Below are 11993 nucleotides of genomic sequence, written 5' to 3'. Positions count from 1 at the left end.
AAAAAAGCTGTTAAACTCTGTTTTAATAAAAAAAATTATGCTGAATTCGGTATACCAAAATATACCGGAGAACAAATTCGATCTCTTTGAGACAAAATAAGTTCCGCTTTTTCAGGAAAAATGATTGTTGTCAGTTTTCCCAGAGGAGTGATTTGTTGTAGGTATAATTTTCATAATGAAAATTTTTAAGTTGAAGTAGAACTGGGGAATTCTATATATATGGCCAATTCATTTTTTAGAGAAAGTTGATTAGTCTTTCCTAAAATATCAAGCTGTAAGCTTGATTAGAATCTTCAGTATATCCAATAAAATTATTGCTCCTTATAATTGGCACACCCAATGGGGTAATTATAAGACAGCACACCAAAAGGTAAACCTTTTGACAAAAATTTAAATATATTGTAACGATTAAAATTATTGTTAAGATGAAGTAAGCTTAATAGGGTAAAAAATAAAGCTAAAATAAGGCAAACAACTAAAGTAAATTTGATAAAGAAAGTAATTGTCAATTCCATAAGCAGACTTATTAAGTTATTATTTAATTGTTCTAATTTCAATCTCAACAATTAGTAAAATAATTTTACCTGTATGTTTAGAAACCAAAAGAAAAACTTTGTTTAACTTTTGTTACCTAAAATTAGGAAAAACAAAAACATAAAACAAGCCTAAAATTCTTATAATTTATTCTTAAAACTTTAATTTGAAAACTCCAGAGGACTTAAAACATTAGAAAAATCGCTACATTTAACATAATTCCATTGCCATTTATTCACTAAACAAAATAATGAATAAAATATGTTAAATCGACAAAAACAAAGTAAAATCTTACATATATAAAAGATTTTAATGGCAAAATTGTCTATTATGAAGTGTTTATTAACAATAATTTCTAAAAAAAGTTCAATTTAAAAATACATTGAAAGATTGTAAATAATCACGTAGAAATACGGGGTGAAAATTAACAAAAACATTAAACAAAAGTTAAAAAATAAAAATGGCAAACAATTATTTGTGAATTGATTGCCATCTAAAAATTTCCTAAAAACTAGAATTAAGATTCGATAATGGTATTAATTTGATTAAATAATTGACCGTCACTTAAAAAAGCACCTTGTTTAATCAATTCAAAAATTGAAGTATTTCGTTCTTCTGTAAATACTTTCTTCCCTACCTTCATTTCAATATTGTCGGTAAACATGTTATCGCTCAACCATTGAAGTCCGTCTTTAGTTAAAAAATCAACTTCAGGAGAAAATGATTTCAAAACAATAGATTGAATGTACGTATCAAAACAATGAAATAAAAAGATATGATTCTTAGAAAAGTGCTCCAAATATTCTGCTCTAGTCAATACGCCTTCCCAGATCAAATCTGAAAAAACATCAAGTTCCTGTTCTGCAACTTCTGGTTTATTAACTTTAAGTTCTTCCCACTCCTTTCTATCTATTGCTTGTGTAGCCAAAAAACTTGCAAATTCAGCATGTAATTCATCAAACTGCTCTTTTGTTAATCTCGCGTATTTCATTTCCCTTTAAGTTTTAAACTTTACGCTGCAAGCTCTAAGCCTCAGCCATAAATCTAATTGTTAGTGTCAGTTTTTTTAAGCAAAAAAAATCCCGATTTACATCGGGATTTTAATATAGGTTTTAAAACTATTACTTTTCAGCAACAATTTCGTATGGTAACTCAACAATTACATCTCTGTGTAAACGGATACTTGCATTGTATTTTCCAATACGTTTTACGATACCACTAGTGATGAATTTTCTATCGATAGTGTTTCCAGATTTTTCTAAAGCTTCAGCAATGTCGATGTTTGTGATAGAACCAAAAAGTTTCTCTCCACCAGCTTTTGCAGAAATTTTAATTTCAAGAGCTTTAATCGCTTCTGCTAATGCTTTTGCATCAGCAACAATTTTAGCTTCTTTGTGTGCTCTTTGTTTTAGATTTTCAGCTAAAACTTTTTTAGCAGAAGGAGTTGCTAAAGTAGCGAATCCTTGAGGAATTAAAAAGTTACGTCCGTAACCAGGTTTTACAGATACTACATCATCTTTAAATCCTAAGTTCTGTACGTCTTGTTTTAAAATAATTTCCATGTTGTTGTCCTTATATTTTAGAAGTTAGGTTCTGTTCTAACAGAAACCAGCGACTAGATTTTTATACTATTTTAATAAATCGGCCACGTATGGCATTAAAGCTAAGTGACGAGCTCTTTTTACAGCTACAGAAACTTTTCTTTGGTATTTTAATGAAGTTCCAGTTAAACGACGAGGAAGAATTTTTCCTTGCTCATTAACGAATTTCAATAAGAAATCAGCATCTTTATAATCGATATATTTGATTCCAGATTTTTTAAAACGGCAATACTTTTTAGTTTTGTTAGTTTCAATGTTTAAAGGCGTTAAATATCTGATATCTCCGTCTTTTTTTCCTTTTGCAGATTGCTCAATTGTAGACATAATAATTACGCTTTAGTAGATTTTAATTTTGCTCTTCTTCTTTCCGCCCACGCAATAGCATGTTTATCTAAACTTACAGTTAAGAAACGCATAACTCTTTCGTCACGTCTAAATTCAGTTTCAAAAGCAAGTAGAACTTCTCCTGGAACTTTGAATTCGAATAAGTGATAAAAACCACTTTTTTTGTTTTGGATTTCGTAAGCCATTTTTTTAAGACCCCAATCCTCTTTCGATACCATTTCAGCTCCTCTACTAGTAAGAAATTCTTCAAATTTCGTTACTGTTTCCTTCACCTGAACCTCAGATAAAACGGGATTTAAAATGAAAACAGTTTCATAATGATTCATAAATAAAAAATTTATTTGTTAAAATTGGGTGCAAAAGTAAGCATTTAATTTATATATACAACATTTTTTTCCTTTTATTCGTCGTAATGCAAAAAAGATGCCTCAACTTTAGTTTTTTTTACAAAAAAATAATACATTTACTACTGCTATCCTGAATTTATTCTAAATTTAAATGTTATGAAACTAAACTGTGTTGTTGTAGATGATAGTTCTATACAAAGGACAATTATTGCCAAATTGGTTAATAATCACCCAGGCTTGCATTTAATCGGGGATTTTTCTAATGCAATTGAAGCAAAAAGTTGTATCTCATTAAATAATATCGATTTAATATTTCTTGACATAGAAATGCCTGTAATTAACGGCTTTGATTTCCTTGACGGACTAAAATCAAAACCGCAGATTATATTTATAACCTCTAAAGCCGAATATGCTTTAAAAGCTTTCGACTATGATGCTACCGACTATCTTCAAAAACCAATTGCAGTAGACCGCTTTAATGCCTCTGTAAAAAGAGCAATCGATATGCATCTGCTTAAAAAAGACATCAAAGAAGAAGAAGGCGAGCATATATTCATCAAAAGTAATCTAAAAAAACTTAAAATCTTCACTTCAAAAATAAAATGGATTGAAGCTTTTGGAGATTACGTGAGAGTAGTAACTGAGGACGACAGCAACCTGGTTCTTTCTACCATGAAATCTTTTGAAAATGATTTATCGAAAGACAAATTTATCCGTGTTCACAAATCATATATTATTAATATAGACAAGGTTGAGCGCTTTAACAGCAAATTTGCCGAAATAGGAATTACCAAAATACCATTAAGCCGCAACAAAAAAGAAGATTTAGTAAAAGCACTTTCAACTTCTTCTTAATTGCTGGTTAATAGAAATCTACATTAATCACAACTTTTATAGCTCTATATTGAGCCACAGCTTCAAAACTATTCAGCATTTTCTGAATAGTTTTTTTTGTGTTCCCTAAATGAAGATTTTGAGGAATTTTAATCAAAATAGTTCTAATATATTCATTCCGAATTCTGCTTATAGCAGGCTCTTCTGGACCTAAAACCGGCATTCCCAAATTCTGGCTCAAAACCTGATATAACCACATTGCCCCCTCTTTCAGTTTGTCAAAATCTTTGTGCTTTAGCGTAAGCTTTATAATTCTGAAATAAGGCGGATATCTATAAATTTGCCTGTCATACAATTGCTCTTTATACATACCTATATAATTATGATCTGTAACTTGTTGGATTGTATTATGATTCGGATTATAAGTCTGAATAACGACCTTCCCCTGTTTTTCAGATCTTCCTGCTCTTCCTGCCACTTGAGTCATCATCTGAAAACTACGCTCAAAAGCTCTAAAATCTGGATGATGAAGCATATTATCAGCATTCATAATTCCAACCAAACCAACATTATCAAAATCAAGTCCTTTGGCCAACATTTGCGTTCCTACCAAAATATCGATTTCACGATTTTTAAATGTATCGATTATTTTTTCAAAACCAAATTTGCCTCGAGTCGTATCTTGGTCCATTCTTGCCGTTTTCGCTTTCGGAAAAAGAGAAGTCAGCTCCTGCTCTATCTGCTCTGTTCCAAATCCTTTTGTGGTCAAATCTATACTCGAGCAGCTGTGGCAATTAGTAGGTTTTGCAATTGAATAGCCGCAATAATGGCAACGAAGCTGATTTTTGTGTTTATGATAAGTCAAACTCACATCACACTGCTGGCAATGCGGAACGTGACCGCAAGTCAAACATTCGATTATAGGCGAATATCCTCTCCTATTTTGAAATAAAATAACCTGCTCCCCTAACGACAACGATTCTGCGATTTCTTCAATTAAAAGATCACTAAAATGCCCTGTCATCCTTTTCCTGAAATGCTTGTCTTTTAAATCAACCAAAATCACTTCAGGCAAACGAACATTTTTATAACGTTCGGAAAGAGTTACCAATCCGTATTTATCATTTTGAGTGTTAAAATAAGTTTCGATGCTAGGCGTTGCTGAGCCTAATAAGACCTTAGCCTTATGAAAATTAGCCAAAACTATAGCCGCATCTCTCGCATGATATCTGGGCGCAGGATCAGTCTGTTTGAAAGTCTGCTCATGCTCTTCGTCAACAATTAATAGTCCCAAATCGTTAAAAGGCAAAAACAAAGCCGATCTCGCTCCTATTACAATTTGTGCTTTAGGCGAATTCTCAAGCGTTTGCCTCCAAACCTCAACTCTTTCATTATTGCTGTATTTAGAATGAAAAACAGCTACTTTATCGCCAAAATGAAGACGTAATCTCGAGACCAGCTGCGTAGTAAGTGCAATTTCCGGCAACAGATACAAAACTTGTTTTCCTGTATGCAGATATTCTTCGATTAACTTAATATAAATCTCAGTCTTTCCGCTCGATGTTACACCATGCAGCAAGCAAACTTCTTTCTCTACAAAACTGTTTTTTATCTCAGAGAAAGCATTTTCTTGCGCCTGACTCAACTTCAATTCCTTTTCCGATTTTTCTCCATCAAATGTAACACGGTCATGCTGTAAATAATATTCTTCAAATATTTCTTTTTCGACTAATGATTTTACCGCTGCAGATCCTGCATTTGAGACTTCAGTAAGCTTCTTTACCGTAATTGGCTTTTTTTCTGAGGCGCTGATTTGAAAATAAGCCAAAACAATTTCTTTTTGTTTATTAGCATTTTTCAGCACGCCCATCAATTCTTCCAAACCATTATCAGATTCATATTTGGAATGTAATTTTACATATCGAACCAATTTGGGCTTGTAGGTTTCTTTTATTTCTTCATCCAAAAAAATAATATCCTTCGCAATCAGTTTTTGCAGAATCGGAAGTATGTTTTTTTTGTTTAAAATCGAAACAATTTCCTGAACCTTCAATGAACTCTGATGGTGCAAAGCTTCATAAATCAAAAACTCGTCATCAGAAAGCTCGCTGTCGTTTACCACAACATCAGACTTATGAGAAATAATGGTTTCACTTTCCAGTAACAATCCGCTTGGAAATGCCCCTCGATACACATCGCCAATACCGCACATGTAATAATTCGCTATCCAAAGCCAATGTTTAATTTGAATTTCGGTAGCAATTGGTTTTTCGTCTAAAATCTGATGAATTTCTTTCGCTTCATACAATGTTGGTGCATTTTCATGAACATCCAAAACCAGCGCTGTGTATATTTTGCTTTTGCCAAATGGCACAGCAACTCGCATTCCTTTTTTAATGAAATGAAATTCAGCTTCAGAAATTCTATAGGTAAATGTCTTCGCTAAGGAAAGCGGTAAAATGACTTCGATGAAATGCATGAAAATATTGTATAAGCCAGTAATTATTTCTGGCCAGTTTTAAGAGAAGCGCTTTTTGAAAAATTATAATCTTGAACCAGCTTTAAAGTATGATTTATAGATTTATTGGTAGTTCCGCCATCATGTCCCGGAATAACATATTTGGGATTTTTAAATTTTGACTGAACTCTTTTTATCGATTTTTCCCATTCTTTCACATCGGCATCTCCTAAATAGCCTAAATCTTTTGCTTCAACACTTTTTATAAAACATCCGCCATAAAGGACTTTCTCTTTCCCAAACCAGACTACGATATTATCTGGCGCATGTCCTTTTCCAGGATAATATACTTGAAATTTATACTGTCCAACGGTAAAAACGGTATCGTTTGGAATTACAAATTCAGCTCTTGGTTCGTTTTTACTTTTCAGAATCTCATCAGTTAATTTGCCAGAATAGGTTTTAATTCCCTTTTTTCTATAAAAATCAAACCCTCCCGCACGATCGTCATGAGAATGCGTGCCAAAAAGCATAACAACCTCTTTATTATGTTTTGCTTTTATGCTATCCAATAATGGCTGAAACTGCGTTTTGTCCCAAGGCGCATCAAAAAGCACAACGCCTTTGTCTGTAACTACATACATGGCATTGGCAGAAATCAGTGTCCCGTTGTAATCATGAAATGTTTTATAAACATAAAAGTCACCTGTTAGATGACTTATTGGTAATGGCGAATTCTTAGATTGTCCAAAACTATTTGAAACTGCGACTAAGAATAAAATTATCGAAGTTAATTTTCGCATTAGATTGTAATTAATTTTTTACTCTCGTCCAGTATTGCGTTCTTCCCATCAAAGAAATTCCAACGTAACCGCGAAGTTTCAATTTATCTGAAGATTCTAAAGTAACATAACATTTGTATTTTTTACCGCTTGTAGGATCCAAGATTGTTCCTCCGTTATATTCAGAACCATCCTTTTTAAGTCCGTTCATAATAACCATTCCTAAAATAGGTTTGTTTTTTTCGGTACCATCACATTTTACACAAACATCTTTTTTGTGGCCTTCACGAAGAATATCTACGACCTTACCATATATTTTTCCTGATTTCTCGTAAATCTCAACAATCGATTTTGCTTCGCCAGTTTCATCGTCAATTGTCTTCCATTTTCCAATTACACTTTGACTTTGCATGGTTAGGGCAAAGAAGAACACTCCGATAGTTAGCATCAAATTTTTCATATTATTTTTCTTTTTTTTGTTTTAATTTTCTGATAGAAGCATTCAATTCGAACCCTAAAAGCAGAATCATACAGTTTATCCAAATATAAAACATTAGAATTAATAATGTCCCAATTGAACCATAAAGTTCGTTGTATTTTGAAAATTTTATAACCCAAATCCCAAAAAAGAACGAAGATATAACAATTAAGACCGTCGTAAAAACAGAACCAATACTAATAAAAGGCACTTTATTATACTGCTTTGTTCCATAACGCAATAATATTGAAGATGTTATCAAAATCATTAAGATCACGAATAAATATCGTCCTAAAATAATCAGCGGAATACGATCGCTCAGCACATCTTGAATAATGGTTTTTTGAATGAAAACCTCAAAAACTACAATCGTAGCTACTGTTACAAACAAAATAACTGTCATTACAAGAGAAATTGCTAGTGCAACAAGATATTGTTTAAAAAATCCGCGTTTATCAAAAACATGTTTTGAAGATTCAAAGCCACTTAAAATCCCATTAATTCCATTTGCCATCAAAAAAATCGAAAGCAAAAAACCTGATGATAATAATCCTGAGTGACTATTATTTAAGATATCGCTGATAATTTTACTAATTGCATCAAATGTATTTGGAGGAACACTCTGCTGCACAAACTGCAGAAAATCTTCCTGAAAATTATCTATCGGAATAAACGGTATTAAGTTTAAAATAAATAAAGCAAAAGGAAATAATGCCATGAAAAAGCTAAAAGAAACAGCACTTGCATGATATGAAAAAGCCCCTTCAAGAATTCCTAAAGAGTACATTTCGAGCAAATCATACAAAGAAAATCCCTCTAACCAAGGGAATTTTATTCTTTTAAAAAGTCGGGCCAGATTGCGTATTACAGGCAGCTTCTCAATCTGATCTTCTATCTCTTTCGACATTTTTTTAGATTTTTAGACTTCTTAGATGTTAGACTTTTAGATTTTTAAATTAATAATTGATAATTTACAACTAACAATTTTAAAAAGCTTTTAGGCTCAAATCCATATTATAGACAGAATGCGTCAAAGCACCAGACGAAATATAATTTACACCGCACAAAGCATATTCGCGAACTGTTTTTTCACTGATATTTCCAGAAGATTCTGTCTGACATTTTGAACCAATCAAATTTACTGCCGTTTTTGTATCTTCATAGTTAAAGTTGTCTATCAGAATTCTATGAACTCCATCGCTCAATAAAATTTCTCTGATTTCATCCAAATCACGAGCTTCAACAATAATTTTCAAGTCAAGATTATTCTCTTTCAGATATTCTTTAGTTTTTGCAATAGCGCGTGTAATTCCGCCAGCAAAATCAATATGATTGTCTTTTAGCATGATCATGTCATACAACGCATAACGATGATTTTCGCCTCCGCCAATTTTGACAGCCCATTTTTCTGCCACTCTAAAATTTGGAGTCGTTTTACGCGTATCCAAAATTTTTGCGTTTGTACCTTCCAAAAGCTGCATTAAATGATTGGTTTTTGTAGCGATTGCTGACATTCTTTGCATAGTGTTCAAAACCACTCTTTCGGCTTTTAAAATAGATTGCGAGCTGCCAGAAACTTCAAAAACAATTTCACCATATTCTACACGCGTACCGTCTTCTATAAAAGTTTTTACTTTCAATTTCGGATCTACATGTTCAAATATCATTTTGGCAAGTTCAACTCCGGCAATGATTCCCTGATCTTTTACCAATAGTTTCGCCTGACCATGAGCAGTATCTGGAATACAAGCCAGCGAACTATAATCGCCCGGTCCGACATCTTCTCTTATGGCATTTTCTATTAAGAGTTTTAATTCTGCTTGAAATTGAACTTTGCTTATCATTTTGCTATTTTTATTAATAATGCTAAATTAGGATATATTTTATGGATTTGAAAATTCCAATAACATGAAAAATTATACAAAACATTAAATATCTCTTTTTTAACCCTTAAGATATTCTGAAAAATAAAGTTACAATTCTTAACAACACTTAATCTCTTAATAAACGTTCAATTAAATATCTTTGAGCTTCAATCAAACAAAATATGGGATTAATTAAAGACATTTACTCCGTTTCTTTTTACGAAAATTTCAGTAAGGCTGTTGCCGAAGTTTATCCAGCGTTCAATAAAGAAAAATTTATTGAAGCGATTTATGAAGGCGATTTTGCTCAAAAGGAATGGAAAGAAAGAATGAAACATACAACAGTAGTGTTACATCAATTTATGCCTCAAAATTTTCCCGAAGCTGTTTCATTGATTGATAAAATCATAGAAAGTTTAAAGAAAAATAGTTTTACAGAAGGAAACCTTGCTTTCATTTTCTTTGCCGATTATATTGAAATGTACGGTTTAGACGATTTTAAAACTTCAAAGAAAGCCTTTGTTTCTGTAACCCAATTTATAAGCTGTGAATTTGCCGTTCGTCCTTTCATTTTAAAATATAAGGAGAAAATGATTGACGAAATGATAAAATGGTCATTGCACAAAAATCATCATGTTCGACGTTTAGCAAGCGAAGGTTCGCGCCCGAGATTACCTTGGGCAATGGCGATTCCATTTTTAAAGAAAGATCCTTCTTCTATTATACCGATTTTGGAGAATTTAAAAAATGATCCTTCAGAATATGTCCGCAGAAGCGTAGCCAATAATTTAAACGATATTGCTAAAGATAATCCGCAGATTGTGCTCGGAATTGCTTCGAAATGGAAAGGCCACAGCAAAGAAACTGACGGAATTATCAAACATGGCTCGCGAACTTTATTAAAACAAGGTCATCCTGAAATTTTAAGCCATTATGGTTTAGAAAGCACCAATATTAAACTTTCTTCTTTCGAAATCAAAACGCCTGTCGTAAAAATTGGTGATTATCTTCAGTTTCAATTTCATTTAAACAATAAAAATGAAGAGCCAAAAACAGTTCGTTTAGAATATGCCGTCCATTACAAAAAAGCAAAAGGACATTTGGCAAAAAAAGTCTTTAAAATTAGTGAAAAGGTGTATCATCCAAATCAATTAACCAAAATTGAAAGAAACCAATCTTTTAAGTTAATCACAACGAGAGTTTTTCATACTGGGGCGCATCAATTATCGATTATTATTAATGGAACTGAAAGTGAAGTTTTGGAATTTGAGTTGATTGATTAAACGTAATGATAATGAATCCTCGCATTTTTTTGTCATTCCGAGGAACCCATAATAAGGAGCATTTGAATTATTCCACATTTTCCTTAATTTTATAGATAATACTAAAAACAACTTTTCTTAATCTAAATTAAGTTATAGAAAAGCACAACTACTGTAATTTTGTTTTCAAATCAAATAATACCATGTCAAATATCAGTTTAATAATCGAAGAACGTGCTGCCAATATTGGCAACTTTTTGGTAGGCCGTTTATTGCCTTTCCGTGAAAAAAGAGCCGTTGGTCCATTTGTATTTATCGACCATATGGGACCTGCACATTTAAGTGACCACGAAAATATGGATGTTCCTCCGCATCCGCATATCGGACTTTCTACACTAACATTTTTGTTTGAAGGAAGCATTATGCACCGTGATAGTTTAGGAACAGAATTGGAAATAAAACCTGGAGCCGTAAACTGGATGACAGCTGGAAAAGGTATTGTTCATTCTGAAAGAACTCCAGAATATTTAAGACATTCAGACAAAATGCTTCACGGATTGCAGATTTGGGTGGCGCTTCCGAAAGAATTGGAACAAATGGATCCGAATTTCACGCATGTGGAAGCAGATGATATTCCAGCTTGGGAAGAAGACGGTGTTTCATATAAATTAATTGCTGGTGAAGCTTTTGGCAAAAAATCGCCAGTTCCTGTTTATAGTCCGTTATACTTTATTGAAATTAAAAGTAAAGAAGCTAAAAAAATCAATATCGGTCATCATTTATTTGGCGAAAGTGGTTTATATATTTTGGAAGGAAGCATCAAAAATGGCGAACATGTTTACGATCCAAAACAGATTTTAATTACAACTGAAGCTTCACTTTGCGAGTTCGAAATTGCTGCTAACTCTACTGTTTATCTTTTTGGCGGAGAACCTTTTCCTGAAGAACATTTTATCTTTTGGAACTTCGTTTCTTCTGATAAAAACCTCATCGAAAAAGCCAAAACTGACTGGACAAATCAAACTTTCCCGAAAGTTCCTGGCGAAACCGAATTTGTTCCATTACCAGAACCAAGAATTAAATAATTATGGATACAATTTCAGCAAAAATAGATACGCGTCTGTATCGAACGGAAATTACATCTGCCAGCGGAAATGTTTTAATTTCTGACGAACCTCAATCATTAGGCGGAAAAAATTTAGGTTTAAATCCTACTGAACTTTTAGCGTCATCATTAGCTTCTTGCACCTTGATTACTTTACGAATGTACATTAATCGCAAGCAATGGAACGTTGAAGAAATCAATATCAAAATTGATTTTGAAAGAGACTCAGAGCGAAATTGCACCTCATTTACCAGAAGAATTGAAGTAATCGGTGAAGTAGACGAAACGCAAAGACAAAGATTAGAAACGATTGCAAACAGTTGTCCAATCCATAAAACATTGACACATTCAATCGAAATTAAAACGACATTAATATAATTAC

13 protein-coding genes are annotated in these 11993 nt (G+C 32.7%); 4 read left to right on the top strand and 9 right to left on the bottom strand.

Annotated features, from left to right (window positions below; all coding sequences use genetic code 11):
* Window positions 1-1051 precede the first annotated feature (1051 nt).
* The 4 genes from GR162_RS13605 to rpsF form a co-directional block, all read right to left on the bottom strand.
* Window positions 1052-1525, bottom strand: coding sequence for a DUF6495 family protein (locus GR162_RS13605; RefSeq protein ID WP_160782621.1), 474 nt, complete (start codon window positions 1523-1525; stop codon window positions 1052-1054).
* 130 nt (window positions 1526-1655) lie between these two features.
* The gene (gene rplI, locus GR162_RS13600) at window positions 1656-2096 is read right to left on the bottom strand and encodes a 50S ribosomal protein L9 (protein ID WP_160782620.1); all 441 of its coding nucleotides are present in this window, start codon (window positions 2094-2096) and stop codon (window positions 1656-1658) included.
* Window positions 2097-2162: 66 nt separating this feature from the next.
* Window positions 2163-2459 (bottom strand): 30S ribosomal protein S18, encoded by a 297-nt coding sequence (gene rpsR / locus GR162_RS13595; protein WP_002987043.1) that lies wholly within the window; start codon window positions 2457-2459, stop codon window positions 2163-2165.
* 5 nt (window positions 2460-2464) lie between these two features.
* Window positions 2465-2806 (bottom strand): 30S ribosomal protein S6, encoded by a 342-nt coding sequence (rpsF, locus tag GR162_RS13590; RefSeq protein ID WP_008463027.1) that lies wholly within the window; start codon window positions 2804-2806, stop codon window positions 2465-2467.
* A gap of 177 nt (window positions 2807-2983) precedes the next feature.
* Here rpsF and GR162_RS13585 point away from each other — a divergent pair, with 177 nt between their 5' ends.
* Complete coding sequence (locus tag GR162_RS13585; protein WP_008463025.1) at window positions 2984-3682, top strand: LytTR family DNA-binding domain-containing protein; 699 nt, start codon at window positions 2984-2986, stop codon at window positions 3680-3682.
* Between the two features lie 7 nt (window positions 3683-3689).
* Here the strand turns inward: GR162_RS13585 and priA are convergent, their stop codons facing one another.
* From priA to nadC, 5 genes are all read right to left on the bottom strand, one after another.
* Entirely contained in the window at window positions 3690-6140 is a 2451-nt protein-coding gene (gene priA / locus GR162_RS13580) for a primosomal protein N' (RefSeq protein ID WP_160782619.1), read from the bottom strand.
* A 23-nt stretch (window positions 6141-6163) separates the two neighbouring features.
* Window positions 6164-6922 (bottom strand): subclass B1 metallo-beta-lactamase, encoded by a 759-nt coding sequence (gene bla-B1-FLAV / locus GR162_RS13575; protein WP_160782618.1) that lies wholly within the window; start codon window positions 6920-6922, stop codon window positions 6164-6166.
* A gap of 10 nt (window positions 6923-6932) precedes the next feature.
* Window positions 6933-7361, bottom strand: coding sequence for a DUF2147 domain-containing protein (locus tag GR162_RS13570; protein ID WP_160782617.1), 429 nt, complete (start codon window positions 7359-7361; stop codon window positions 6933-6935).
* A 1-nt stretch (window position 7362) separates the two neighbouring features.
* Entirely contained in the window at window positions 7363-8286 is a 924-nt protein-coding gene (locus GR162_RS13565) for a YihY/virulence factor BrkB family protein (protein WP_160782616.1), read from the bottom strand.
* Window positions 8287-8365: 79 nt separating this feature from the next.
* The gene (gene nadC / locus GR162_RS13560) at window positions 8366-9223 is read right to left on the bottom strand and encodes a carboxylating nicotinate-nucleotide diphosphorylase (RefSeq protein WP_160782615.1); all 858 of its coding nucleotides are present in this window, start codon (window positions 9221-9223) and stop codon (window positions 8366-8368) included.
* Window positions 9224-9426: 203 nt separating this feature from the next.
* Between nadC and GR162_RS13555 the strand changes: the two genes are divergently transcribed.
* The 3 genes from GR162_RS13555 (at window position 9427) to GR162_RS13545 (ending at window position 11989) form a co-directional block, all read left to right on the top strand.
* The gene (locus GR162_RS13555; RefSeq protein ID WP_160782614.1) at window positions 9427-10527 is read left to right on the top strand and encodes a DNA alkylation repair protein; all 1101 of its coding nucleotides are present in this window, start codon (window positions 9427-9429) and stop codon (window positions 10525-10527) included.
* A 182-nt stretch (window positions 10528-10709) separates the two neighbouring features.
* Window positions 10710-11591, top strand: a complete 882-nt coding sequence (locus GR162_RS13550; RefSeq protein WP_160782613.1) for a pirin family protein — start codon at window positions 10710-10712, stop codon at window positions 11589-11591.
* A 2-nt stretch (window positions 11592-11593) separates the two neighbouring features.
* Complete coding sequence (locus tag GR162_RS13545; protein WP_160782612.1) at window positions 11594-11989, top strand: OsmC family protein; 396 nt, start codon at window positions 11594-11596, stop codon at window positions 11987-11989.
* The last annotated feature ends 4 nt before the right edge of the window (window positions 11990-11993 follow it).

The organism is Flavobacterium sp. HBTb2-11-1 (genome assembly GCF_009826975.1).
GTDB lineage: Bacteria > Bacteroidota > Bacteroidia > Flavobacteriales > Flavobacteriaceae > Flavobacterium.
This window is presented reverse-complemented; position numbering and strand designations above follow the sequence as displayed.

What these genes read in the sequence shown, in the direction of transcription:
- GR162_RS13555 (WP_160782614.1), top strand. Translation starts at nt 9,427, where the DNA reads ATGGGATTAATTAAAGACATTTACTCCGTTTCTTTTTACGAAAATTTC.
- priA (WP_160782619.1), bottom strand. Translation starts at nt 6,140, where the DNA reads ATGCATTTCATCGAAGTCATTTTACCGCTTTCCTTAGCGAAGACATTT.
- rpsF (WP_008463027.1), bottom strand. Translation starts at nt 2,806, where the DNA reads ATGAATCATTATGAAACTGTTTTCATTTTAAATCCCGTTTTATCTGAG.
- GR162_RS13585 (WP_008463025.1), top strand. Translation starts at nt 2,984, where the DNA reads ATGAAACTAAACTGTGTTGTTGTAGATGATAGTTCTATACAAAGGACA.
- rpsR (WP_002987043.1), bottom strand. Translation starts at nt 2,459, where the DNA reads ATGTCTACAATTGAGCAATCTGCAAAAGGAAAAAAAGACGGAGATATC.
- nadC (WP_160782615.1), bottom strand. Translation starts at nt 9,223, where the DNA reads ATGATAAGCAAAGTTCAATTTCAAGCAGAATTAAAACTCTTAATAGAA.
- GR162_RS13550 (WP_160782613.1), top strand. Translation starts at nt 10,710, where the DNA reads ATGTCAAATATCAGTTTAATAATCGAAGAACGTGCTGCCAATATTGGC.
- bla-B1-FLAV (WP_160782618.1), bottom strand. Translation starts at nt 6,922, where the DNA reads ATGCGAAAATTAACTTCGATAATTTTATTCTTAGTCGCAGTTTCAAAT.
- GR162_RS13605 (WP_160782621.1), bottom strand. Translation starts at nt 1,525, where the DNA reads ATGAAATACGCGAGATTAACAAAAGAGCAGTTTGATGAATTACATGCT.
- GR162_RS13565 (WP_160782616.1), bottom strand. Translation starts at nt 8,286, where the DNA reads ATGTCGAAAGAGATAGAAGATCAGATTGAGAAGCTGCCTGTAATACGC.
- rplI (WP_160782620.1), bottom strand. Translation starts at nt 2,096, where the DNA reads ATGGAAATTATTTTAAAACAAGACGTACAGAACTTAGGATTTAAAGAT.
- GR162_RS13545 (WP_160782612.1), top strand. Translation starts at nt 11,594, where the DNA reads ATGGATACAATTTCAGCAAAAATAGATACGCGTCTGTATCGAACGGAA.
- GR162_RS13570 (WP_160782617.1), bottom strand. Translation starts at nt 7,361, where the DNA reads ATGAAAAATTTGATGCTAACTATCGGAGTGTTCTTCTTTGCCCTAACC.